Annotated in this window: 17 protein-coding genes; 10 read left to right on the forward strand and 7 right to left on the reverse strand. The window is 38.0% G+C overall.

Annotated features, from left to right (window positions below; translation table 11 throughout):
• Window positions 1-34: 34 nt before the first annotated feature.
• A complete protein-coding gene (locus tag ACOXY8_RS07185) occupies window positions 35-331 on the reverse strand; it encodes a winged helix-turn-helix domain-containing protein (RefSeq protein ID WP_458330882.1) in 297 nt (98 codons plus the stop codon).
• Window positions 332-683: 352 nt separating this feature from the next.
• Between ACOXY8_RS07185 and thrA the strand changes: the two genes are divergently transcribed.
• Genes thrA through thrC form a run of 3 tightly spaced genes read left to right on the forward strand, consistent with a single transcriptional unit; the run spans window position 684 to window position 5,383 of the window.
• A complete protein-coding gene (thrA, locus tag ACOXY8_RS07190; protein ID WP_458330883.1) occupies window positions 684-3,131 on the forward strand; it encodes a bifunctional aspartate kinase/homoserine dehydrogenase I in 2,448 nt (815 codons plus the stop codon).
• A gap of 1 nt (window position 3,132) precedes the next feature.
• On the forward strand, window positions 3,133-4,095 hold the full coding sequence (locus ACOXY8_RS07195; protein ID WP_458330884.1) for a homoserine kinase: 963 nt from the start codon (window positions 3,133-3,135) through the stop codon (window positions 4,093-4,095).
• A gap of 1 nt (window position 4,096) precedes the next feature.
• Entirely contained in the window at window positions 4,097-5,383 is a 1,287-nt protein-coding gene (gene thrC / locus ACOXY8_RS07200) for a threonine synthase (RefSeq protein WP_458330885.1), read from the forward strand.
• Window positions 5,384-5,391: 8 nt separating this feature from the next.
• Here thrC and ACOXY8_RS07205 read toward each other — a convergent pair whose 3' ends face one another.
• Window positions 5,392-6,192: an alpha/beta fold hydrolase gene (locus ACOXY8_RS07205; RefSeq protein WP_458330886.1), complete on the reverse strand. Its 801-nt coding sequence runs from the start codon at window positions 6,190-6,192 to the stop codon at window positions 5,392-5,394.
• Between the two features lie 10 nt (window positions 6,193-6,202).
• Window positions 6,203-8,122, reverse strand: a complete 1,920-nt coding sequence (gene dxs, locus ACOXY8_RS07210) for a 1-deoxy-D-xylulose-5-phosphate synthase (RefSeq protein WP_458330887.1) — start codon at window positions 8,120-8,122, stop codon at window positions 6,203-6,205.
• 154 nt (window positions 8,123-8,276) lie between these two features.
• Between dxs and ACOXY8_RS07215 the strand changes: the two genes are divergently transcribed.
• On the forward strand, window positions 8,277-9,032 hold the full coding sequence (locus ACOXY8_RS07215; protein WP_458330888.1) for a segregation and condensation protein A: 756 nt from the start codon (window positions 8,277-8,279) through the stop codon (window positions 9,030-9,032).
• 9 nt (window positions 9,033-9,041) lie between these two features.
• Here ACOXY8_RS07215 and ACOXY8_RS07220 read toward each other — a convergent pair whose 3' ends face one another.
• The 4 genes from ACOXY8_RS07220 to ACOXY8_RS07235 form a co-directional block, all read right to left on the reverse strand.
• Window positions 9,042-9,788 carry a class I SAM-dependent methyltransferase gene (locus ACOXY8_RS07220; RefSeq protein ID WP_458330889.1) on the reverse strand — a complete coding sequence of 249 codons (747 nt, stop codon included), beginning with the start codon at window positions 9,786-9,788 and terminating at the stop codon, window positions 9,042-9,044.
• Window positions 9,785-10,831 carry an FAD:protein FMN transferase gene (locus tag ACOXY8_RS07225; protein ID WP_458330890.1) on the reverse strand — a complete coding sequence of 349 codons (1,047 nt, stop codon included), beginning with the start codon at window positions 10,829-10,831 and terminating at the stop codon, window positions 9,785-9,787. The genes ACOXY8_RS07220 and ACOXY8_RS07225 overlap by 4 nt, the downstream gene beginning before the upstream one ends.
• A gap of 73 nt (window positions 10,832-10,904) precedes the next feature.
• On the reverse strand, window positions 10,905-12,086 hold the full coding sequence (locus ACOXY8_RS07230; RefSeq protein WP_458330891.1) for a hypothetical protein: 1,182 nt from the start codon (window positions 12,084-12,086) through the stop codon (window positions 10,905-10,907).
• A 314-nt stretch (window positions 12,087-12,400) separates the two neighbouring features.
• Entirely contained in the window at window positions 12,401-13,585 is a 1,185-nt protein-coding gene (locus tag ACOXY8_RS07235) for a hypothetical protein (protein ID WP_458330892.1), read from the reverse strand.
• Between the two features lie 382 nt (window positions 13,586-13,967).
• Here ACOXY8_RS07235 and ruvB point away from each other — a divergent pair, with 382 nt between their 5' ends.
• The 6 genes from ruvB to ACOXY8_RS07265 all read left to right on the forward strand — a co-directional run bounded on the left by ruvB (window position 13,968) and on the right by ACOXY8_RS07265 (window position 24,405).
• A complete protein-coding gene (gene ruvB, locus ACOXY8_RS07240) occupies window positions 13,968-14,996 on the forward strand; it encodes a Holliday junction branch migration DNA helicase RuvB (protein ID WP_458330893.1) in 1,029 nt (342 codons plus the stop codon).
• A gap of 3 nt (window positions 14,997-14,999) precedes the next feature.
• The gene (queG, locus tag ACOXY8_RS07245; RefSeq protein WP_458330894.1) at window positions 15,000-15,929 is read left to right on the forward strand and encodes a tRNA epoxyqueuosine(34) reductase QueG; all 930 of its coding nucleotides are present in this window, start codon (window positions 15,000-15,002) and stop codon (window positions 15,927-15,929) included.
• Between the two features lie 77 nt (window positions 15,930-16,006).
• The gene (locus tag ACOXY8_RS07250; protein ID WP_458330895.1) at window positions 16,007-16,645 is read left to right on the forward strand and encodes an AlbA family DNA-binding domain-containing protein; all 639 of its coding nucleotides are present in this window, start codon (window positions 16,007-16,009) and stop codon (window positions 16,643-16,645) included.
• A gap of 177 nt (window positions 16,646-16,822) precedes the next feature.
• Window positions 16,823-18,160, forward strand: coding sequence for a PhoH family protein (locus ACOXY8_RS07255; RefSeq protein ID WP_458330896.1), 1,338 nt, complete (start codon window positions 16,823-16,825; stop codon window positions 18,158-18,160).
• Window positions 18,161-18,236: 76 nt separating this feature from the next.
• The gene (locus ACOXY8_RS07260; RefSeq protein ID WP_458330897.1) at window positions 18,237-22,079 is read left to right on the forward strand and encodes a PAS domain S-box protein; all 3,843 of its coding nucleotides are present in this window, start codon (window positions 18,237-18,239) and stop codon (window positions 22,077-22,079) included.
• A gap of 121 nt (window positions 22,080-22,200) precedes the next feature.
• A complete protein-coding gene (locus ACOXY8_RS07265; protein ID WP_458330898.1) occupies window positions 22,201-24,405 on the forward strand; it encodes a PAS domain S-box protein in 2,205 nt (734 codons plus the stop codon).

Consider the following 24,405-nt stretch of genomic DNA (forward strand, 5'->3'; position numbering starts at 1 on the left):
AGGAAATTTCAAAAACCGTTTCTAATTTTTTATTTTAGTTGTTTTTTGATGGCAAATAACTCCGAAGCGCATCGAGGTAGTTCTCAAAAGCAGCCACACCTCTATCGGTAATTTTGAAGCTAGTGTGAGGCATTTTTCCCTTAAAACCTTTCTCCACTTCTATGTATCCAGCTTGACTCAGTTTATCCAATTGCACACTTAGGTTTCCGGCTGTAGCTTCAATCCGCTTTTTTAAAGTAACAAAATCTGCTTCTTCTTCAGATATCAGAATAGACATAGCGGCCAGTCTCAGAGGCACATGTAATAAGGGGTCTAGTTTTTTAAATGTCATTAATAATCAATTTATTAAATAGTATATGGATCAAATGGCAGAATGGTTTGTCATATAAAGTTAATTAAGATTGGAGAGAAGAAAAATGTATTTTACTTACTTCTGTATATTTTCCCTTGGATGAGAAGAAACTTTTGTCAATATTTCAGCCATGTTAAGGCATAATACACAATTAGCGATTACTTCTACCTTATCTCAAGGAAGTACATCCTATGCCTTTTTGGTAACCACTACCTCAACTACCACAACCCCGTAAGGGGGCACTCTTTCATATTATCCTATCCAAATAGGGTCTATTCCACATAGACTTAAACACGATTATTTTTTTCAATTTATAATATGGAGATAACTCATGCATATATTAAAATTCGGCGGTTCTTCAATTAAGAATGTAGAATCTATCAAGCAAGTAGAGACAATTGTTGAAGCTTATTTTGAGATGCCAAAAGGTGTTATTGTTTTTTCTGCAATTGCTGGAGTTACAGATAAACTTATACTCTCAGTGAAACGGGCTGTGCAAAATGATCTCAGTTACCAAACAGTTATTTCAGATGTAACTTCTCAACATATAGAGATAGTAAAATTGTTAATGCCAATTTCAAAGCAAAGTCATGTTTTGAGTGCAATTAAAGTTTTGTTGAATGAAGCAGAATCGCTGCTTGATGCCGTCTATAGGCTAAATGAAGCTTCCCCTAAAGTTGTTGATCACTTAATGAGCTATGGAGAGCGGCTTTCTTCTTTAATTATATTTAATTACTTGCAAGAGCGTGGAGAAAAAGTTGCCTTAATAGATGTAAGGGAATTTATTAAAACAGATGCAACTTATGGAGATGCTCAAGTAGACTTTGTAACCTCCCGCTCATTAATCCAAAATGCATATAATTCAAATATGAACTGGTTGATTGTGCCTGGCTTTATTGGCACTACAGCCCATGGAGATTTCACTACTTTGGGTAGAGGAGGATCAGATTATTCTGCATCCATTGTTGCTGATGCGCTTGATGCTGAAATACTTGAAATATGGACTGATGTAGATGGATTATTGACTGCTGATCCAAGACTTGTTCCAGAGGCGAAAGTAATTTCGAATATATCATTCGATGAAGCCATGGAGATGTCTCACTTTGGAGCCAAAGTTATATTTCCTCCAAGTCTTCAGCCCGTGGCTACAAAGAGGATTCCCGTTAGAATTAAAAATACATTCGCTCCAGAAAATTCAGGCACCTTAATACTTAAGAATGACTCAAAGGATCAACCTGTAACAGGGACTTCTGGGATAAGTAATATAGCACTTATTACTATTTGTGGTCCAGGAATGATTGGAGTGCCCGGTATTGCAAGCAGGTTGTTTGGTTCTCTTGCAACAGCTAAGATAAATGTGGTATTTATTACCCAAAGCTCATCTGAGCACAGTATTTCAGTTGGAATTAATGAAAGCCAATTGATTGAAGCGACAAAAATTCTGTCTGGGGAATTTAGTATAGAGATAAGTAAGGGCACAATTGAACCGCCAATATGTGAGGAGTCATTGGCAATTGTGGCACTTATTGGTGATGGGATGAAGAACCATCATGGGATATCAGGAAGACTGTTTTCAGCTTTAGGTCGATATGGAATTAATGTGAGAGCCATATCACAAGGATCCACAGAAAGAAACATTTCAATTGTATTGAAAGAGAGGGATAAGCGGAAAGCATTGAATGTAATCCATGATGCTTTTTTCTCTCCACCATTGAAACAACTTAACTTATTTATTGCCGGATTGGGAAATGTAGGAAGTCGTTTGTTAGAGCAAATCCAGCATCAAGAACAATGGCTTGGAGAGGAGTTAGGGTTGAGAATTAAAATTTTTGGCTTAGCCAATTCTAAGAATAGAAAAGTGAGTATGGAGCCATTTTCCTTAGTCGATTGGCAAAATGAACTACGACAACAAGAGGAATATAAAACGTTAATTGAGTGGCAGCAGGAAATCATAAATATGAATATGCGAAATTCAGTGTTTGTGGATAATTCAGCAAGCCAGGAGGTTTCTTTCCTTTATAAGAATTTTTTAAAGCATGGTATTGCTGTTGTTACTTGTAATAAAATTGCTTGTTCTTCTCTTTTGTCAGACTATCATGAACTCAAGTATTTATCAAGATTATATAAAGCTCCATTTCTATTTGAAACCAATGTAGGCGCTGGTTTGCCTGTAATTAATACGCTTAAGGATTTAATCCGCAGTGGAGATCGTATTTTACGCATTGAAGCAGTATTGTCAGGTAGCCTCAATTTCATATTCAATCAATATAATTCTACAAAGCCTTTTGCAGAGATAGTATTAGAAGCAATGAAGCAAGGTTACACAGAGCCAGATCCGAGAATGGACTTAAGTGGTCTAGATGTAATCCGAAAACTATTAATTCTAGCAAGAGAAAGTGGGGCGTCTTTGGAGCAAAGCGATGTTAAGCATCGAGGGTTTATACCCAATCATATTATGAACGCAGCTACCATTGAAGATTTTATTAGAGAGCTATATTTGAATGAGGATTTATTCAAAGAGATATATTTAAAATCTCGCAATAATGGGACGAAACTTAAAGTCGTTGCCAAATGGTCAGAAGAAGGAGCAACAACTTCACTTGAAGAGATCCCCTTAAATCATCCATTCTATAATTTGGAAGGGAAAGATAATGTCGTGCTTTATTATACTAAAAGGTACCAAGATCAGCCATTAATGATCAAAGGAGCTGGAGCCGGTGCAGAGGTTACTGCCTCTGGAATTTTTGCAGATATTATAAGAACTCTACAAGAACATTGATATGGAAAAGTTTTTAAAATTGAAGAAGCGGGAGGTTGTTGTAAGCGCACCAGCAACTGTTGCCAATGTAGTTTGCGGTTTTGATGTACTTGGATTTGCTCTAAATGAACCATCTGATTTGGTAAAGATTAGTTTATCAGACAGATCTTATACTAAAATAATAGAAATTAAAGGAGCTGATCTGTCTTATAAACTTGAGGAGAATGTGGTAGGCGTTGTGCTCCAAGCATTTTTTGAAGTCTCAGGAATATCACCTATTGGTTTGGATGTAAGCATATTTAAGGGAATTCCACCCGGAAGTGGAATAGGCTCTAGTGCTGCATCTGCAGCCAGTGCGGCATTTGCTATAAATTCGTTATTTGGAAATGTTTTGTCAAATGAGCAGTTAATCAGCATTGCCATGGTAGGTGAAAGATTGGCCTCCGGAACAGCTCATGCTGATAACGTTGCACCTAGTATTTTGGGTGGGTTTACCTTAGTCCGAACGCATTCTCCTTTAGATATAATCCGCATTCCATTTCCAGATGAACTTTTTGTGTCTGTTATTCACCCTCAGATTGAACTTAAAACATCTGATTCGAGAGCGCTATTAAAGGCGAAGGTTTCTTTGAAATCGGCTACCCAACAATGGGCAAATGTTGGGGCTTTAGTAGCTGGTTTATTTTCGAGCGACTATGGACTAATTGGCCGATCCTTACATGACGAAATTATTGAACCAGAGCGCTCTTTCTTAATTGCCGGATTTCAAGAAGCCAAAAAAGTCGCAATGGAGGCAGGAGCATTAGGAGGTGGTATATCAGGTTCCGGTCCATCAATTTTTATGTTATCCAAAGGGTTGGATATTGCTAAAAAGGTAGCAAAAGAAATGAGCCTACAATATGAGCAATTAGCGATTGAGCATGCAAGCTATGTAAACATGATTAGCCCCTATGGAGCCAAACTTATTTCTTCAATTGATATTTAAAATGATGAACTACTATAGTTTAACAAATCATAACCACAGAGTCAATTTTCAACAAGCTGTGATCAAAGGGCTTGCGCCAGATAGAGGTTTATATTTTCCGCAATTTATTCCTCATTATTCCACTGCTGAATGGAATGATTTTGCTACTCTGGAGTTAATTGAGCTAGCACAAATACTTATAAGTCCTTTTATAAATAAAGAAATTCCAGAAGATATCCTTCACGATATCATTTCTGATACCTTGAGTTTCCCATTTCCATTGAAAGAGCTTGATAAGGATGTATTTGCACTCGAACTTTTTCATGGTGCCACTATGGCATTTAAAGATGTAGGAGCCAAATTTCTTGCTGGCTGTTTAGCACATTTTCGTCAAGAAAAGGAATTAACCATTTTAGTAGCTACTTCGGGAGATACTGGTGGAGCAGTAGCGAATAGCTTTTTGAATGTAGAAGGTATAAATGTTGTAATACTTTACCCATCTGGCAAGGTGAGTGACCTGCAAGAGAAACAACTCACAACATTAGGTGGAAATATTAAAGCAATTGAAGTAAATGGAGACTTTGATTCTTGTCAGGCACTAGTTAAGCAGGCATTCACGGACGAAAATCTAAATAAAAAAATGAATTTGAGCTCGGCTAACTCTATAAACATAGCACGTTGGTTACCTCAGTTTTTTTATTATTTATCTGCTTGGACTCAGTTAAAGTCATATAGGCATCCTCCAGTGTTTTCGGTGCCTAGTGGAAATTTTGGAAATATCGCTGCCGGTGTACTAGCAATGAAAATGGGAATGCCAGTAAAGTCATTTATTGCGGCAACTAATAGTAACGATACGGTTCCACGTTATTTTAATAATGGGCTGTATTCTCCTGAGCCAACTGTTGCTACGATGTCTAATGCAATGGATGTTAGCAATCCAAGTAATTTTGTGAGACTTAGGGCATTATTTGATACTGATGACCACATGAAACAATATGTACAATCCATCGCAATCAATGAGATAGAAACCATAAATACGATAAAAAGTGTGCATCAAAAATTTGGGTATATTATAGAACCGCATGGAGCAGTAGCTTACACAGCATTAAAAAAATCTGAGGCCAAAAGTTACCCTATGGTATTTTTAGAAACGGCACATCCAATCAAATTTCCGCAAATTGTAGAGGAGGTGTTGGAGGTTAATATTCCAATTCCAGACCAAGTGGCTGGCCTTTTGAATATGCCAAAATTCTCTATTAAGATGGATGCAGATTACCAAATTTTCAGAGATTTTCTAGAGACGTGTTGATTTCTGTATTAAGATTGTGGGTCGGATTGGGCGTCATCATGAAGTTCCTGTATAAAACTGTTTATAATGCGTAACAACTTTTCAGGTTCTTCATACATCCCTACATGACCCGAATTTGGCAATACATGGAATTCTCCATTTTTAATCAGTTCTTTATGAGCTAGATTAAGTTCCATGTTAATAAGGCCATCATAGGCTCCTGCTACAAAAAGTATTGCTTTGTTTGTCTGCGATATCAAACTTGATCTATCTTCCCTATCTCGCATTGCAGCCGTGTAGGCAAGCATCGTTTCTTTGCTTGTTTCTTTAGTTAAGTTACTCAAAATCTGAATGGTACCTTGAAGTTCTTCTCTTCTTTCAGGATTGAAAAGGGATGGCACAAAAGTTTGCAAGAAAGTATCAGCACCATGTTTTTGGATAAACTCAATACTCTTATTTCGATTAATTTTCTTTTCTTCTCCATCTGCAAATGCATTGCTATGAATTAGGCCAATTGATAAGGTAAACTCAGGATGCTTTTCTTCAATGGCCAAGGCTACATATCCACCCAATGAATGACCAAAGATGTGACATTTGTCGATGCCGATATTCTTTAAGAATTGGTAAACACATTCACCTACATTTTCGATGGTAGTATTTTCTAAAAGAGGACTACCTCCAAAGCCAGGCAAGTCAATACTTACAAACCTGTGATTACTGGCAATATCTGGCATAAAATCATTCCAGATCGATAGGTTTTCACAAAAGCCGTGAAGAAAAACTACTGGCACACCTTTCCCAGCATCGGTATGAAATAGATCAGGCCACATCAGGAGGAAATCAAATTAAGCTATAGCTCGGCTGAAGAATTTTTCTTACTGTTTGAGCAATTCCATCTGGATCAAACCCACACTCTCTATGTAGTTCCAACTGTGTACCATGCTCAATTACACTATCTGGAATGCCCAATCTAATTACCTTGGCAGTATATCCTTTATCAGCCATATACTCTAACACAGCACTACCAAAGCCACCCATTAAGCAACCATCCTCTACTGTAATCACTTTGTTGAATTTGCTAAAAACCTCATCTAGCATTACTTCATCAATAGGTTTGGCAAAACGCATATCATAATGTGCTGGAAACACACCCTCTTCTGCTAATTTTTGACATGCCTCTACCGCATAATTACCAATATGTCCAAGTGTAAGAATGGCAACATCTTCCCCTTCTCGGATTATTCTTCCTTTTCCAACTTGTAATTCCTGCATAGGTGTCCTCCACTCAGACATCACACCTTCACCACGTGGATATCTAATAGTAAATGCCGTATCTCTTGGTAGCTGAGCAGTAAACATCATATTGCGAAGCTCTTCCTCATCCATTGGAGCTGCTACTACCATGTTTGGTATGCAGCGCATAAAAGCAATATCATATGCCCCATGATGTGTTGGGCCATCTGCTCCCGCAAAACCCGCTCTATCCAAACAGAAGACTACGTGCAGATTCTGCAAGCATACATCATGTACTACTTGATCGTAAGCACGCTGCATAAAAGAGCTATAAATATTGCAGAAAGGTACTAAACCCTGTGTAGCTAAACCTGCGGAAAATGTAACGGCATGCTGCTCAGCAATCCCTACATCAAATGCTCTATCCGGCATTGCATTCATCATAATATTCATAGATGAGCCGGAAGGCATTGCAGGTGTTACGCCCATTATTTTCTTATTTTTTTCAGCCAATTCCACGATCGTATGACCAAATACATCTTGGTATTTAGGTGGTTTTGGAGTGGTATTTACTTTTTTATATATCTCCCCTGTTACCTTATCGAAAAGTCCAGGTGCATGCCATTTAGTTTGATCTTTTTCAGCTGGGCCGTATCCTTTACCTTTTACAGTTACACAATGCAAAATTTTAGGTCCGGGAATATCTTTCAAGTCCTCAAGCACATGCGCTAAGTGATTTACATCATGACCATCTACAGGTCCGAAATAGCGGAGATTCAACGATTCGAACAGATTGCTTTGCTGCAATAAAAAGCTCTTAATGCTATTTTCAACTTTCGATACTATTTCTTGAGCACTGCTTCCGAATCGACTGAATTTGCCTAAGATATTCCAAATTTCATCTTTGGCTTTATTGTAAGTATGAGAAGTGGTAATGTCTGTTAAATATTCTTTGAGCGCTCCCACATTTGGGTCGATGCTCATGCAATTGTCATTGAGGATTATTAGCAAATTGGTATCAGAAACTCCTGCGTGATTCATCGCTTCGAAAGCCATACCTGCCGTCATTGCTCCATCGCCAATTACTGCAATATGTTGTTTTTGGCTATGCCCTAAGTATTTTGAAGCTACAGCCATTCCCAATGCTGCAGATATAGAGGTAGAAGAATGACCTACTCCAAAAGTATCATATTCGCTTTCTTTTCTTTTGGGAAAACCTGAAATTCCACCATAAATTCTATTGGTATGAAAGCGTTCTTTCCGGCCAGTTAAGATTTTATGTCCATAGGCCTGATGGCCTACATCCCAAACCAGCTGGTCTTCAGGAGTATTGAAAATATAATGTAGTGCTACAGTTAATTCAACTACACCTAAACTAGCTCCAAAATGCCCACCAAAGACGGACACATTGTCAATTATATATTGCCTTAGTTCTTCAGAAACTTTTACTAGCTGATTACGATCAAGCTTTTTAAGGTCTTCTGGTGAATTGATTCCCGAAAGAAGAGGGCCTGGTTTTATTTGCATAATCTCAATTAAAATTCTCTTTTCTAACCGACTCTACCACAAAATGTTTTGAACAATAGGGCTAAGTTAAAAAAACATTAGAGATGCAAAAATAGCCATTTATTATTGGAGATTAATAGTTTGGTAATTTTATCCTATTTTTAACCTCCCGCTTATGTCATTCGAAATAAAGTTACCGCTTTTTGAAGGTCCTTTCGACCTGCTACTTTTCTTTATAGAAAGGGATGAATTAGATATTTACGACATTCCAATTTCAAAGATTACAGCCGATTTTCTCGACTATCTTAAGCATTTGGAGAAAATGAATTTGGAAGTAGCTAGTGAATTTATTTTTGTTGCAGCCACTCTTATGCGTATAAAATCAAAAATGCTGTTGCCAAGGCCGGAGCTTGATGAAGAGGGCAATGAATTAGATCCGCGGGAGGAATTGATCAGGCATTTGTTGGAATATAAGAGATTCAAAGAAGTAGTTGGGCAGTTTAGCTCTTGGGAAGAAGAATGGCTTCAAAAAGAAAAGCGTGGTAATATCCAAAAAGAGATTCTGTCGATAGCCGGCAAAACTGATGTTGAGGCTGAGCTGCAACATGTAGATATGTACAAGCTATTGAAGGTGTACAAAAAAGTACTTGATCGCTATGAGCTTGAAAAAAATAAGCCACGCCATGAAGTAAGGGAGTTCCAATATACCATTGGCGAGCAGCGCGATTTTGTAATGCAAATGGTTTCAATCACTGGTAAAATTGCCTTCGAAGATTTGATTACCGAAATGCCAGATAGAATCGCCATTATTTTCAATTTCTTGGCTATTTTGGATTTGCTTCAGCAGCGATTAATTACCCTGCACTTGGGCGAAGGCTTCAATAATTTTTGGATTGAAAAACTGGAGGAAGTTCCTGAAGAAGTAGAATAGCCTCCATTGTCAATTCTTTCTTGCCACAAAAATCATCCGTTCAGATTGGTTTTCGTCAAAGGCCTGAAGATCATAATCTCCAAAAATTTCCTCAAGCATGAGTCCTGCGGCTAGGAAATAATGCTTAAACTCCTCACAAGAAATTGCCTTTACTCGTTCTTGGTATCTATAATCTTTACCTTCTGCGTGGAAAAGGATATCCTTTAAAATATACCCATTTTCCTCCCGCCTTTCTATGTGAAAATCGATGCCTTCGATAGACTTCGTTTCTTTGGAAACCAGTTTATTGACCACCCATTTTGGGTTCAGAAAATCTAAAAATAATATGCCTCCATCGTTCAGAGATTTGGAAACTTGCTTTATTACTTTTTCATTTTCTGTATCATCTTCAAAATATCCAAATGAGGTAAACAAGTTGAGTACAAAATCAAATTCCTTTTTGAAACCCAAATTTCTCATGTCCTTTTGGATAAAATGCAAGCGATTATTTGCGTAAATATTGGCCTTTTGAATATTGGCCTCAGATAAATCCACGCCAATAACATCGAAGCCTTTTTTATTCAGATAAATGCTATGTCGGCCTTTACCACAAGCCAAATCAAGAATTTTGTGCCGGCTATTAAAATTCAAAAAGGCAATGATATTATCTAGAAAATGCGCTGCATCTTGCTCGTTGCGATGGCGATATAATATGTGATAATAGGGCGAGTTGAACCACTCATCGAACCATTCAGTCTTTGCAGTTCGATCCATCATAAGTTTTCATCCACTATTTCTAAATTTAGCCCTTCAGAAGTGAAGGTCTTTATCTCGCCGGAATCATCGGCATAAATGAAAAACACTTGAATCTCGGGATGCTGTTTCAGAACGTTGATTGATGCCTCAAATCCAAGAACCATAAATGCGGTGGCGTAAGCATCTGCTAGCATGCAGTTTTCGGTCACCACTGTAGATGATAGAATGTTTTGCTCAGCAGGATAGCCGGTTTTTGGGTTTATTGAATGAGCGATTTTTTTGCCATCCTTTTCATAATAATTTCTATAATCGCCTGATGTGGCAATTGCTTTGTCTTCTAAGACTAAAATAGCCGAGCTTTCGCGTGAAAAATTATCTTGAACTGGTTTCTCAATGGCAATCCGCCAAGTATTATTTTCTAGGTTTTTACCCTTAGCTCTAAGCTCTCCACCGATATCTATCAAGTAATTGTAAATGTCATTTGCTTCTAGCAATTCAGCGACTAAATCAACAGCATACCCTTTGGCAATGGATGAAAAGTCTAAATATACGCCCTCATGCAGTTTACAAACTGAAATCGAGTCAAAGAAAATCTTATCGAAACCTACTTTTTCTTTTATTGCAGCAATGTCTTCGTCTAGAGGTGTTTTACGTCCTTCCGGCCCAAAACCCCAAGCATTCACCAATGGCCCTACTGTTGGGTCAAAAGCGCCATTTGTGGCTTCAAATACCTCTTTGCTAGCTGATAAAACTTTATAAAAATGAGATGTTTCGAATGGGAAGATGGTACCTTGGTTAAAAGTAGAGATTTCAGAATCAGTAATATATGTGGATAGAGACTGATTAAATGCTTTTAATAAAGAATCGGTACTTACTTTCAGGTTTTTACCTCCCGCATCAATGTATTTCACATTGTAGGCGATGGTTCCCATGGTTTGGCCGTGGTACTCTACATAAGTAGTAGCCTTATTTATTTCTTGATTTTGTCTGTATTTCCAAACTACAAATACAGCTAGTACCAGGATTAAGGAATAGATTATATTTTTCCGCTGATTGGGCCTCATCTTGTATTATTTTTTGCAAAATTGACTCTTGCAGGTGGATAATACAAGCTAACGAATTTAAAGCACGTCCGATCTATAATTCTTTAACTAGTTCATATTTGAGATAAGGAATCATATCCGGCTCTTCGTCAAAGTCCTCTAAGGACATTTTCAGGATAAATTGCTGATCCCCGATTCTATATTTAGGACCTATTGCAGAGAATTCTAATTCTGGATATCCAACTTCACCATTAACAATTGGAAAATGATATGCATTAACCATTTTGGATAACCTAGAATAGGCCTCAAAATCGTTGTCTTTCAATTCATCAATTAATACAGAGGACAGAGGAGTTCGATAAGAAATAAAGACTACTTCTTCTCCGTCAATCGCCATTGGATAGCTACCAAAAGTGAAGGATCCATTCTTTAGTCCATTTTTGTACCCTTGCCAAAAGTCTTCATTCGACGTAATTCTTTGGCTTGGAATGGCGGGAGGTAAGTCCATATTTTCCAGCGTCGGTGTAAATTTATTGAGGGTATATTCTTCTCCTGCTTTTTCCCATATTTCTATTTCGTTGGATAGCGGCATTTTAATATACACCCGCTTTTCGCTCCACAGAAAACGTGGTTTTAATTCTGTCAAATTCAAATCAGGAATTTGTAAATAGGGATCATCACTTGCGAGCGGAAAAGCACCAACTTTCTCTCCTGTTTCTAGATTTAATAATTTGAATCTATAAAAAGGCTCCTCACTTTTCTCATACTTCCTATAATCAGAATCATTTGTATTAAGGATTAAATGCGAGCTACCTTCCCATTCCACAATCTGAGCAGCCTGTTTGGCCATATTTATTACATAAAACTGAGCTTCAGACTGATTTTCTATTTTCTCAATGATATTCCAATCTGAATCGTAAATCAAAATATGAGTTGGTGTCTCAAGCACTCTTTTATCTGATCCGAAAAAGCCAATTTTCTCAATAAATCTACCGTACCCATTGGGGCCTTCTTTTCGATCGTAGGTGCCTATCAGTGAGCCATCTATATTCAATTCTACGATTTCACCATTGGTACCATTTATTCCCAACATTCGGCCACTTTCTTCATTTACTTCCATCAATCGCAAATCGCCCATAAAGTCAATATACAAGGTATCCACCACTTGAAAACTGTATTTTTGATTGTATTTGGCTGTTTCTGTCTCAGTAGAGGATTGCTCAGAGCAGGAAAAAAACAGGCTGACGAAAAAGGATAGAAAGGCAATATTTCTCATAGTCGAATTGGTTTGTCTTGTAGATGGATGCTCCTGCAATTTAGTTTTTTAGCAATAGGTTTTTATTGTTTTTCAACAATAAAGTAGAAGACAAAGGAATTGTTTAGCTAATTATTCAATCATGAATTGCAATCTATTTAATACAAATAGTTGTTAAGAATGCTATATAAGTAATTGATTATCATCGAATAAAACAACGGAGTCACACGGGGCACGCATGCGCCAGCGTTGGCTAGCGGTGATTAAAAAATGTTGTTGAAACGCGTGCGCAAGCGGAGGATAACACAAGCTAACGAAATTAAAGCCTCTTCAAACTAATTTTCTTTTACTAATTCGTATTTCAAATAAGGAATCATTTCTGGCTCTTCGTCAAAGCCTTCTAAAGACATTTTCATCAGGAATTGTCGATCATTGATTCGAAGTGCTCCAGCGGTTGGGTTGGTTAATTCTGATTCAGGATAGCCAATTTCTCCATTCACGATTGGGAATTGATAGGTTTTTATCATTTTGTTATACTCAATGTATTTTGCCATATCGCGATCTTCCATGTCATCTACAAGTGCCGCTGATAGCGGTGTTCGGTAGGAAATAAAAACTACCTCATCTCCATCAATCTCCATTGGATATACATTGAATGTGAAGGAGCCATTTTTAAGCCCGTTTTTAATTCCTTGCCAAAAGTCTTCATTCGACGTAATTCTTTGGCTTGGAATAGCGGGAGGTAAGTCCATATTTTCCAGCTTCGGGGTGAATTTATTGAGCGTATATTCTCCTCCCGCTTTTTCCCATATTTCTATTTCGTTGGATAGCGGCATTTTGATATACACCCGATTTTCGCTCCACAGAAAACGTGGTTTTAATTCTGTCAAATTCAAATCAGGAATTTGTAAATAGGGATCATCACTTGCGAGCGGAAAAGCACCAACTTTCTCTCCTGTTTCCAAATTGAATAGTTTGATTCGGTAAAATGGCTCCTCACTTTTCTCGTATTTTCTATAGTCAGTATCGTTTGTATTGAGGATTAAATGTGGGCTTCCTTCCCATTCTACAATTTCAGCCGCTTGTTTGGCTCTATTTATTACATAGAATTGTGCTTCACCTTTATGATCCAGTTTTTCAATCACATTCCATTGATCATCGTAGATCAGAACATTCGCGAGGCCTTCAAGCACTCGTTTATCTGGACCGAAGAAGCCAATTTTTTCGATAAATCTTCCGTGACCATTCGGCCCTTCCTTACGATCATAAGTGCCAATAAACGAGCCATCTAAGCCTAGTTCTACGATTTCGCCATTAGTGCCATTGATGCCAATCATCCTCCCGCCTTCTTCATTTATTTCAATCAATTGCAAATCGCCCATAAAGTCGATGTAAACTGTATCCACTACCTCAAAGCGGTATTTTTGATTGTATTTGGCTGTTTCTGTCTCAGTAGAGGATTGTTCAGAGCAGGAAAAAAACAGGTTGGTGAAAAGGAATAAAATGGCAATTTTTCTCATAGTCAATTAGGTTTGATCTGTAGATGAATGCGCCTGCAATTTAGTTTTAGGTTTGTAATAATAGATTTGCATTGTTTTTTCAACAAAAAAATAGAAGGCAAAGGAATTGTTTTGCTAATTATTCTATCATGAATTGCAATCTATTTGATACAAATAGTTGTTAAGGTTACTAAATAAGTAATTGATTATCAGAGAATAAACATCAGAGTCACACGAGACACGAGTGCGCCAGCGTTGGCTAGCGGTGATTAAAAAATGTTGTTAGATGCGTGCGCCAGTGGCGAGAAGTAATATCAGTTTTTTGGTAGTACGAGCCATTTCAAAAAGATAATTTCACCAAAACCAAGGCCGAATTGAGTATATATGTTTAATTTGAACTCTCATGCGCGAAGATTATATAAATCCCGATTCCGAAAGACTCAGTCCGGTTGAAAAGGAGTTTGAAAAAGCTCTTAGACCGCTGTCTTTTTCTGATTTCACGGGACAGCAAAAAGTAGTTGATAATGTGAAGATTTTCGTAACGGCTGCCAAAAATCGTCAGGAGCCGCTTGATCACGTATTGCTACATGGGCCGCCTGGTTTGGGCAAAACTACCCTTTCGCATATTATCGCCAATGAGTTAGGCAGCAGCATTCGCATTACTTCAGGGCCAGTATTGGATAAGCCGGGCGATTTGGCTGGTTTGCTCACTAATTTGGAGCCACATGATGTATTATTCATCGACGAAATACACCGTCTCAATCCCGTAGTGGAGGAATATCTTTATTCGGCCATGGAAGATTATCGGATTGATATTATGCTCGACTCTGGTCCCAATGCTCGCTCGGTGCAGATTAGTTTGAATCCATTTACGCTTATTGGAGCCACAACCCGTAGCGGTTTGCTCACCTCTCCGCTTAGAGCGCGTTTTGGGATCAACGCCCGATTGGAATACTACGATGCGCAATTGTTGACCACTATTTTGAAGAGATCGGCCAGCATTCTGAATACGCCATTGGAAGATGATGCAGCTTTCGAAATTGCCCGCCGGAGCAGAGGAACACCTAGAATTGCCAACAACCTATTGCGTCGTACAAGGGATTTTGCAGAAGTAAAAGGCAAGGGAACGGTAACCATGGCTATTTCGCAAATGGCACTTAACGCATTGGATGTGGATGAGGATGGCCTGGACGAAATGGATAACCGTATCTTGGCCACCATCATCGATAAGTTCAAAGGTGGGCCGGTAGGCTTGGGCACCATTGCAACTGCTGTAGGTGAAGAATCCGAAACCATTGAGGAAGTATATGAGCCATTTTTGATTCAAGAGGGCTATATCAAACGTACTTCTCGTGGTAGAGAAGCCACAGAATTGGCCTATAAGCATTTGAAGAGAATTCCACCCGCCCAAGCAGGCCGACTGTTTGATTAACTCATGAGCCAGCCTTTAGCTGCCAAACATACTGCCCTTATCAAGCAATTAGCTGCTCAGCATGGTTTTGACTTTTGTGGTATTGCCAAAGCTGATTTTTTGGAAGAAGAAGCACCAAGATTAGAAAATTGGCTGAAGCAAAGTATGCATGGCGAAATGAGTTATATGGCTAATCATTTCGACAAAAGGCTAGATCCTAGAAAATTGGTCGACGGCGCCAAATCTGTAATTGTATTTATGTATAATTATTTCCCTGAAAAGGATTTGGCAAAAGAGGGCAATCTGAAAATCGCTAAATATGCTTATGGGAAAGATTATCATTATGTAATCAAAGAGAAGCTTCGAAATCTATTTGACGAGCTACAGGAAAATATCGGAGAAATTGGCGGGAGGATATTTGTGGATTCTGCTCCTGTGCTCGAAAGACCTTGGGCCGCTAAAGCAGGTTTGGGTTGGGTAGGTAAAAACAGTCTGCTCCTCAACCGCCAAAAGGGAAGCTTTTTCTTTTTGGCTGAGCTAATATGCGATTTGGAGTTAGTACCTGATAATCCTGTGGGAGACTATTGCGGCACATGCACTCGCTGTATGGATGCCTGCCCTACAGATGCCATTCCTTCTCCCTATGTAGTGGATGGCAGCAAATGCATTAGTTATTTGACTATTGAGCTCAAAAATAAGATTCCTGATGAATTTCAAGGAAAAATGAAAGATTGGATTTTTGGCTGCGACATCTGCCAAGATGTATGCCCTTGGAATCGCTTTGCTAGTCCACATCAAGAGCCACAATTCAAGCCCAGCGATCAATTAACACAAATGCGCAAAAGTGATTGGCTTGAAATAACCGAAGATGTATTCCAACAATTATTTAAAGGCTCGCCTGTAAAAAGAGCAAAATATGAAGGATTTAGAAAAAATATAACTTTTGTTAGTTGAAATTTTGGATGCCAACTAATTCACTTTCTGTAGCGTTTGCTATTTTTGGTCAATCACATTTTCCAAACGCTAAAAGCATGACCCTACAAGAACTCAAAATACTGGTGGAAAAAGGTGAACATCAGAAATTGGAGTTCAAAAAGAAAATTGCTCATCCCGAAAAAGTCGTAAAGGAAATAGTAGCTTTTGCCAATAGCCAAGGTGGCACCTTGATAATTGGTGCCGATGATGATGGCACCCTAAGCGGACAGCGTTTTATTGATGAGGAAGTTTTTACGCTAGATAATGCCATCCAAAAATATATTAGGCCGCAATTAGACTTTACTAGCGAGCTTATTTTACTCAATGCCAAGAAAGGCTTGGCTATTTACCATATTCCTAGTGGGCAGCGCAAGCCTTACTATGTGCTCGATGAGGAAAAGCACAAAAAAGTATATTTCCGAGTACAAGACCGAAGCATACAAGCGAGTAAGGAATTGATTGAAATAATTCGCAAAAACAAACCCAATAAAGGCTGGAAATTCCAATATGGCGAAAAGGAGCATAAACTAATGCAATACCTAAATGAGCATGATTTTATCACGCTAGTTGAGTTTCGGAAAATTGCCGGCATCAACCGCTTCAAAGCCTCAAATACCCTCGTAAGACTCGTCCTAGCCAATGTACTCCGAATAGAACCTAAAGAAGATGGTGATCGGTATTTTATGGTTGTGTGAAAAAAAGAGCCAAGATTTTTTCGAGTTCCCGCCATTTATTACGGTATTTTTCCCTCTATCTATCAGTCATTTAGTTTATTTTCTACTCTTGCTAATTCATTTTTGTCGTATCTGAACAAGCAAATGCCGTTTAATTTTCTAACTTATTGGCATTTCGCATCTTGATCTTTTACTCGTATGGCTAAGGCACAAAAAGAAAAGAAAATTTTCGTCCTCGACACCTCTGTTATCCTTTATTCCCACGATTCTATTATGAACTTTGCAGAACACGATGTGGTCATTCCCATCACAGTTCTGGAGGAATTGGATCAATTTAAAAAGGGAAATGACACCAAAAATTTTGAAGCAAGAGAGTTTATTCGTCTGCTAGACAAACTTTCCAAGAGCAATATGCTTCACAATTGGAATCCGCTAAATGGCAAAACACGCGGCAACTTCAAAGTGATTATGAATGAAGATGCCAAAATGGACGCCATGAAAATATTCGGTGATGCCAAAAATGACCATCGCATATTGAATGCCGCTCTAAGGGTAAAGCAAGAAGAAGCTGGTCGAAAAGTCATATTGGTAAGTAAGGATATCAATTTACGCTTAAAAGCCAAATCACTGGATTTGATTGCCGAAGATTACGAAACTGGCAAGATCAAAAATGTAAACGAGCTATACACGGGCAGGTCGGTGCGGGAGGATATTGCGCCAGAGGTAATTGACAAGCTATACCAAACAGGCTCTTGTACTGTGCGTGAAGCCATGAAAAGAAGCAAGCCCGTACAAAATGGCTATTACATATTGAAGAGTGAAACCAACTCGGCTTTGTCGGTTTACAATCCGATAGAGAAGAGAATGGAAAAAGTGGATAAAGTACCTGTATATGGTATAAAGCCGCGAAATGCTGAGCAAACTTTTGCCATACATGCCATCATGAATCCAGATGTGCGCTTGGTAACTATACAAGGTGTGGCTGGTACAGGCAAAACCTTGCTAGCTTTAGCAGGAGCACTTGAGCAGAGGCGTGATTTCAAACAAATATATTTGGCAAGACCCATTGTGCCATTGAGTAATAAGGATATTGGCTATTTGCCAGGCGATATCAAATCCAAACTTAATCCCTATATGGAGCCACTATGGGACAACCTGAAATTTATCCAGCACCAATTCAAGGAAGCAGATAAGGATTTTTCACGGATTACCGACATGGTAAATCAAGAGAAATTAATGATACAGCCATTGGCCTATATTCGTGGCAGGAGTTTGTCTAATATTTTTTTTATTGTAGATGAGGCACAAAACCTTACGCCACACGAGGTCAAGACCATTATTACTCGAGCAGGTGAAAACACTAAGATTGTTTTTACAGGAGATATTTACCAAATTGATACCCCTTATCTAGATTCTCAAAGTAATGGTTTGTCATATCTGATCGATCGCATTAAAGACCATCCTTTGTATGCGCACATTACTTTAGAAAAAGGCGAAAGATCCGAATTGGCCAATTTGGCAAATGAGCTATTATAAATTTCATTATCAATAAGCTTGGTTAAGATATTACGGTAAATGTATATTCAGGTGAAGACAGTAGAAAGGGAGATTAATGAATAAAGAATATCCATCCTCCCGCTATTTTCGTCTCCTTGCTAGACACAGCAAGGAGCTAATGATGCTATTGGATAGCCATTTTGTGATTTCGGATGTCAACAACATCATTTCCAGAATTGCGAAATTCGAACCTGCTGAACTAGAAAATCAATCCCTCAAATCTTTTTTAGCATCCAATTCGGAAAAAAGGACATTACAAATACTTGAAGAGTTTGCCAATTCAGAAGCACAATCCAAACCTATACAATTAGAAATTCTTGATAAAACAGCGGGCATAGTTTCTCTTAAAGGAACTATCAGCCGAATATCTGAAGAAGCAGAAGAGCAAAGTTATCTATTGAATTTGCAGCAGGAGAAAACTAAAAATGTATTTGAAGGAGCAAGAACTCAGCTTGAAACGCTACTTGCGAACACTGAAGAATCTTTTATCGTGGTGGATGCAAATTTCAATATTTCCATCCTCAACAAAGCTGCAAAAATACACTCCAAAGCCATATTAGGTGAGGAAATGCAAATTGGCAGATCGATACTCGACTATGCGGATCCTGATAGGTTATCTGCGTTGAAAGCGATGTTTGAGCAAGTGCTTGCAGGTAATAAAGTTAGCTATGAAGTAGCTGTTGGACTTGAGAAGACAAGTGTTTACATATTGAAGTATATTCCTATCAAAAATCAGTATGATGAGATAAATGGGATATTTATCATTACCGAAGATATAACAAAGCAAAAGCAGCAGCTCGCACATATTAAAGAAAGTGAATTCAGATTTCGGTCTATCTTCGAAAACACTAAAGATGGTGTAATCCTCTCCTATACAGATGGGACAAATTTTGCAGCAAATTCAGCAATATTGGAGCTGATTGGATATAGTCATGAGGAGTTTACCAATTTGAAAAGAGAGGACTTACTTGACCTTAGCCATCCCAATATAAACAAGTGGCTTACTGAACGGGAGATAAATAGGTATTGGAATGGCGAATTGACGGCAATAAGTAAAAATGGAGATAAAATACCCGTGCATGTATCTAATGTGATATTTGAAGATGCCATTCACAAAGGAAATACATTATCTGTATTCACTGTGAGAGATAGGCGGGAGGAAAAGAAAATCGAAAATGAGCGATCCTTTATTACCTCCATTAGTCAAAGCTTACTTAGCGATTATTCATTCGCTCAAAGTTTACATCAACTACTAGTAATTGTAAACCAGTATTTTGGATTTAGTTTGGGCGAGGTATGGATGCCAGACATGGATTACAAACGAATGAGGTTGAAGGTAAATAGAGCAGAAAACTCAAGCTTAAGCCATATTGTTGAAAACTCGAAATATGTCTATTTTGATGTTAATGAAGGGTTTCCTGGCAAATGCTTCCATGCTAGTGAGGTTAGTTTTGTAAAGGATTTTATTACCGACATTAATTTTCACCGTAAGGAGCTATTTGGGAACTCCAAACTCAAAGGAGTATTTTGTGTGCCATTATTCACCGAAAGTGAGCGTTTGGGAGTGCTTTTACTATTTGTAGAAAATGTGCCAACACCAAAAGAACTTAACGAAACTAAGGCGCTGCTTCAGAGCATGGCCAATCAAATTAGTCCAGAATTTAAACTTAAAAAAGCAGAAGAAGAGCTCCGAACCTTTTTCGAGACTTCACCCGATCTGCTTGGGATTGCAGGAAAAGATGGAAACTTTAAAAGGATAAATAAAGCTTTCACTCAGTTGTTAGGATACACAAGAGAGGAAATCCTGAGCACCCAATTTTCAGAATTCTTGCATCCTGATGATTTATCCAAAACGAAGCAATTGATAGAGCAGCAATTTGAAAATAGCGGAACAAAGTATTTTGAGAATAGATATATCACCAAATCGGGTGAGATCGTATGGATAGCATGGGCAGGTCAAGTCTCAGTTGTAGATGAAATAGCCTATTTGGTAGGTAAAAATATTAGTGAGAGTAAAGCCATTGAAAAGGAGCTATCATTAAATCAAAGAGCACTTGAAACGGCCTTGAATAATTTGGATAGTCTCACCAATAATTCGCCAGATATTATTTGTACCATTAGCAAGGACGGACGGTTTATAAGTGTAAATAAGACCTGCGAGAAAATATTAGGGTATTCTCCTAACCAGCTACAAGGAGTAAAGTATATAGACCTCGTACGTGAAGAGGATAAACCTATGACGAATCGTGTAGCAGAGGCAATAATGAGTGGTAAACCTACCACTAATTTTGACAATAGATATTTATCAAAGAATGGTGATTTAGTTCCGCTAATCTGGTCTGCATGGTATTCGCAAGAGGATGAAATCATGTATGCCGTAGCTAGAGATGGCCGTGAAAAGATTGCTCAAGAGGAGGAAATAAAAAAGATCAATGAAAAACTTGTGGACGTCCTCGAAAACACGGGTGATGGTTTCAGTTCAATTTCAAATGATTATAAGATTACTTATTGGGACAAACTGGCAGAGCGTTACAGTGGGCTTTCAAGAAATGAGGTATTAGGCAAAGATATTAGAGAAATTTCTTATGCGTATCCCGGCTCAAAATTTTATAAGGAATTGGATATTGCTATGCGCAATAGAGAGATTAGTCGATTCGAAGAGTATATGCCTGAATTAGACTATTGGTATTCCACAAGTTTATATCCAACTCATTATGGCATTTCCATTTTTGTTCGGAATATAACCAAGGAAAAGAAAGGAATGGAGTTGTTTAAAGCAAGTCATGAACGCTACCAGTTTGTCTTTAAGGCGTCTAATGAGGCAATTTATGATTGGGACGTTATAAACAAAAGATTAATGTTTGGTGATGGATATACCACCACTTATGGATATGAAGCTGGTGCTAATATGCCCTTAGCTGAATGGAGCAGCAAAATCCACCCTGAGGACCAAGAAAGAATTGAAGCTGACCTAACCCAAGTTGTTGCGAACTCAACGGAGGATATATGGAAAGCCAGTTACAGATACATGCGCAAAGATGGTGAATATGTTTATGTAAATGATGTAGGACATATTATAAGAAATCGAGAAGGAGAAGCCATTCGAATGGTTGGTGCTATGCGCGATGTAACCGAAGACAAAAAACATCAAAAACTGCTCGTAGAATTAAACACTGAACTTGCCAAGCAAGCCAAGGAGCTGGCTAACTCAAATGAGGAATTGGAGAGTTTTGCTTATGTCGTATCCCATGATTTGCAAGAGCCTTTACGTATGGTCACTAGTTTCTTACAATTGCTCGAAAGGAAATACAATGATTTGATTGATGATAGAGGAAAGCAATACATACACTTTGCAGTAGATGGAGCATCTAGAATGAAGACCATATTAGTAGATTTGCTGGAATATTCGCGGGTGGGAAATGAGAAAGGTGGAATCAAGGATGTAAACCTAAATGAGGTGATGGAAAGTGTTCTCAAAAACATGAGAAGCACGTTAGAATCTATACCAAAAAGTAGAATTGATTGGGATGAATTGCCCACCATCAAAGCAAATCAAACGGAGATGGTTCAGTTATTTCAAAACCTGCTGAGTAATGCCCTAAAGTATAGAAGCAATCAACCTCCCGCTGTTTTTGTACACAACAAAAGCACAGCAGATTATTGGCTCATCGGAGTGAGAGATAATGGTATTGGTATCGATAAACTCTATTTTGATAAAATTTTCATCATTTTTCAACGATTACATACAGATAAAAAGTACCAAGGGACAGGAATTGGTTTAGCTATTTGTAAAAAGATTGTGGAGAATCTCCACGGGAAGATTTGGGTAGAATCTGAAGTTGATAAAGGGAGTACTTTCTGGATGGAATTGCCGAAAAACAGTTATTTTGTGGGCTGATATTTACTATAAGTCTAGTCTGAGTTTATAATTATTAAATAAATCAGAAAGATTATGAAAGGTAATATTAAGTTTTTATCGTTAATTAATCATACTTTAGCCTAATTATGTATTGCAGCTAATGGGTGAATCGAAAAGAATTTTAATTATTGAGGATAATTTCGGTGATCAACTGATATTAAAGGAATATTTGTCAGACTCGAGTATCGATTTTATTCAAACCGATTGTGTTGAAAGTCTTACAGAAGGAATTGCCCATATCGAAAATCAGTCCTATGATATTGTGTTTCTTGATTTAAATTTATCTGATAGCAAGGGACTTGTAACATTCAACCATTTGCTTCAAAGATTTCCTAATCAAGGGATATTGGTTCTATCTGGATTGGATGATGAGGCTATTGGAATGCAGGCGGTGAGTGACGGAGCACTTGACTATTTGGTAAAAGGCAAACTCGATCCCTTTCTATTAGAGAAAACATTACGCTATGCTTTCGAGCGTATGCGCTACATCAAGGAACTAAAGGACTCTGAGCAAAAATATAAGTATCTGTTTAAGTATAATCCATTCCCAATGTGGATTACAGACCGGAAGGCACACCGGATATTGAATGCAAATGAAGCTGCTTTAAATACTTATGGTTATACTAGAGAAGAGTTTCTTGGGATGTCCACTTTTGATTTTCGTTCGGATGCTGAAAAGGTGCGACTGAAAAACTACTATACTCGTGAAAGTGACGCATTTGGATATATCAATGCAGGAGAATGGAAACACTTGACTAAAGCAGGAAAGGAAATTGAAGTATCTATTTATACTCAACGACTTACCTATGAAGGTGCAGATGCTAGGTTAGTGGCTATTTATGATATTACTGAACAAAATAAAACGAAAGAGAAGCTAAGTAAAAGTGAATTGAAGTTTCGCTCATTAGCTGAAAATTTCCCAAATGGTGTAATAGCACTGCTGGACAAAGATTTGAAAATTGTTTACACTGATGGGACAGGCTTCGCTAGAGAGGGCCTAAATCCTAGAGATTTTGAAGGGCGATTTTATCCAGATTTGTTTGATATTGATAATAAGCAGCTTGCAGAAAGTGAATTGAACAAAGTATTAGCAGGCGAATCTTCCATTTTCCAATTATCTGCTGAATCCAGAACCTATTTGGTTAGTGCAATAGCACTTGAAAATAAGGGTCATGAAGATGGGGGAATTATTCTCAGCACTTTTGAAATCACTGAGCAAAGAAAGGCTGAGGAACAGATTTATTTCCAGGCAGAAATATTACAAAATATCAAAGAATCTGTTGTGGTAACAGATTCCAAAGGCATTATCACTTATTGGAATGGAGGTGCAGAGGCATTTCTAGGTTTTGAGGCAAGTGAAGTGCTTGGTAACAACATCAAATCGATTTACCCTGAAACTTCTCGACTCAGTAATAGCGTACGTGAGGAATTGATTAAGCATGGTCAAATTTCTGACGAGATCAATCTTAAGCATAAAAATGGTGAAATCAAATGGATACTATCCATCAGGAAAGGACTTTTTGATAAGCATGGTAACTTTATGGGTATTATTGGAGTGAGCCATGATATTACAGAAAGGAAACAAATTGAACATGAGCAAGCCCTACTAACTGAAGAACTGAGCAGACAAAACAAAGAGCTTCAGCAATTCTCTTATATAGTTTCGCACAATTTGCGAGCGCCAATAGTGAATATCCGATCCTTTTTAAATTTGCTTGAAATAGATGATATCCAAGATGATTGGAATAAAGAGATAATTGGGAAACTTGATATTGCTATCCAGAGGATGGAAAGCACATTAGGGGATTTAATCAACGCTATATCATTCAAAAAAGATACAACTGTTCCTAAAACAGAGATTTATCTTGACTCATTTTGTGAAGGGATTTTGCAAAGTATTGAGCATCAATTTAAAAAAGCTAAGGCTGAGATTAGCACGGACTTCTCCAAAGCTTCATCAATCTTGTACTTGCCTTTTCATCTGGAAAATATTTTGATGAACTTATTTACAAATGCTATAAAATATAAAAAACCAGATGTGCCGTTGAAATTGGCTATACAGTCTTATAACGAAGGTCAGTTTTTGATAATCGAAGTTTCGGACAATGGGTTGGGAATTGATTTAGCCAAATTCGAAGATAGAATTTTTGGCCTATACCAAAGATTTCACGAAAACGTGTCTGATGGAAGAGGAATAGGTTTATATTTGATAAAAAATCAACTAAAGGCCATGGGCGGAGATCTATTGATTGAGAGTCAAGTAGGTGTTGGTTCTACATTCAAAGCTTACATCAAAAGAAGTTAA

Origin of the sequence: Peijinzhouia sedimentorum (assembly GCF_049340005.1) — a bacterium.
In the GTDB taxonomy this organism is placed as follows: domain Bacteria; phylum Bacteroidota; class Bacteroidia; order Cytophagales; family Cyclobacteriaceae; genus CAXBDP01.

What these genes read in the sequence shown, in the direction of transcription:
- ACOXY8_RS07185 (WP_458330882.1), bottom strand. Translation starts at nt 331, where the DNA reads ATGACATTTAAAAAACTAGACCCCTTATTACATGTGCCTCTGAGACTG.
- thrA (WP_458330883.1), top strand. Translation starts at nt 684, where the DNA reads ATGCATATATTAAAATTCGGCGGTTCTTCAATTAAGAATGTAGAATCT.
- ACOXY8_RS07195 (WP_458330884.1), top strand. Translation starts at nt 3,133, where the DNA reads ATGGAAAAGTTTTTAAAATTGAAGAAGCGGGAGGTTGTTGTAAGCGCA.
- thrC (WP_458330885.1), top strand. Translation starts at nt 4,097, where the DNA reads ATGATGAACTACTATAGTTTAACAAATCATAACCACAGAGTCAATTTT.
- ACOXY8_RS07205 (WP_458330886.1), bottom strand. Translation starts at nt 6,192, where the DNA reads ATGTGGCCTGATCTATTTCATACCGATGCTGGGAAAGGTGTGCCAGTA.
- dxs (WP_458330887.1), bottom strand. Translation starts at nt 8,122, where the DNA reads ATGCAAATAAAACCAGGCCCTCTTCTTTCGGGAATCAATTCACCAGAA.
- ACOXY8_RS07215 (WP_458330888.1), top strand. Translation starts at nt 8,277, where the DNA reads ATGTCATTCGAAATAAAGTTACCGCTTTTTGAAGGTCCTTTCGACCTG.
- ACOXY8_RS07220 (WP_458330889.1), bottom strand. Translation starts at nt 9,788, where the DNA reads ATGATGGATCGAACTGCAAAGACTGAATGGTTCGATGAGTGGTTCAAC.
- ACOXY8_RS07225 (WP_458330890.1), bottom strand. Translation starts at nt 10,831, where the DNA reads ATGAGGCCCAATCAGCGGAAAAATATAATCTATTCCTTAATCCTGGTA.
- ACOXY8_RS07230 (WP_458330891.1), bottom strand. Translation starts at nt 12,086, where the DNA reads ATGAGAAATATTGCCTTTCTATCCTTTTTCGTCAGCCTGTTTTTTTCC.
- ACOXY8_RS07235 (WP_458330892.1), bottom strand. Translation starts at nt 13,585, where the DNA reads ATGAGAAAAATTGCCATTTTATTCCTTTTCACCAACCTGTTTTTTTCC.
- ruvB (WP_458330893.1), top strand. Translation starts at nt 13,968, where the DNA reads ATGCGCGAAGATTATATAAATCCCGATTCCGAAAGACTCAGTCCGGTT.
- queG (WP_458330894.1), top strand. Translation starts at nt 15,000, where the DNA reads ATGAGCCAGCCTTTAGCTGCCAAACATACTGCCCTTATCAAGCAATTA.
- ACOXY8_RS07250 (WP_458330895.1), top strand. Translation starts at nt 16,007, where the DNA reads ATGACCCTACAAGAACTCAAAATACTGGTGGAAAAAGGTGAACATCAG.
- ACOXY8_RS07255 (WP_458330896.1), top strand. Translation starts at nt 16,823, where the DNA reads ATGGCTAAGGCACAAAAAGAAAAGAAAATTTTCGTCCTCGACACCTCT.
- ACOXY8_RS07260 (WP_458330897.1), top strand. Translation starts at nt 18,237, where the DNA reads ATGAATAAAGAATATCCATCCTCCCGCTATTTTCGTCTCCTTGCTAGA.
- ACOXY8_RS07265 (WP_458330898.1), top strand. Translation starts at nt 22,201, where the DNA reads ATGGGTGAATCGAAAAGAATTTTAATTATTGAGGATAATTTCGGTGAT.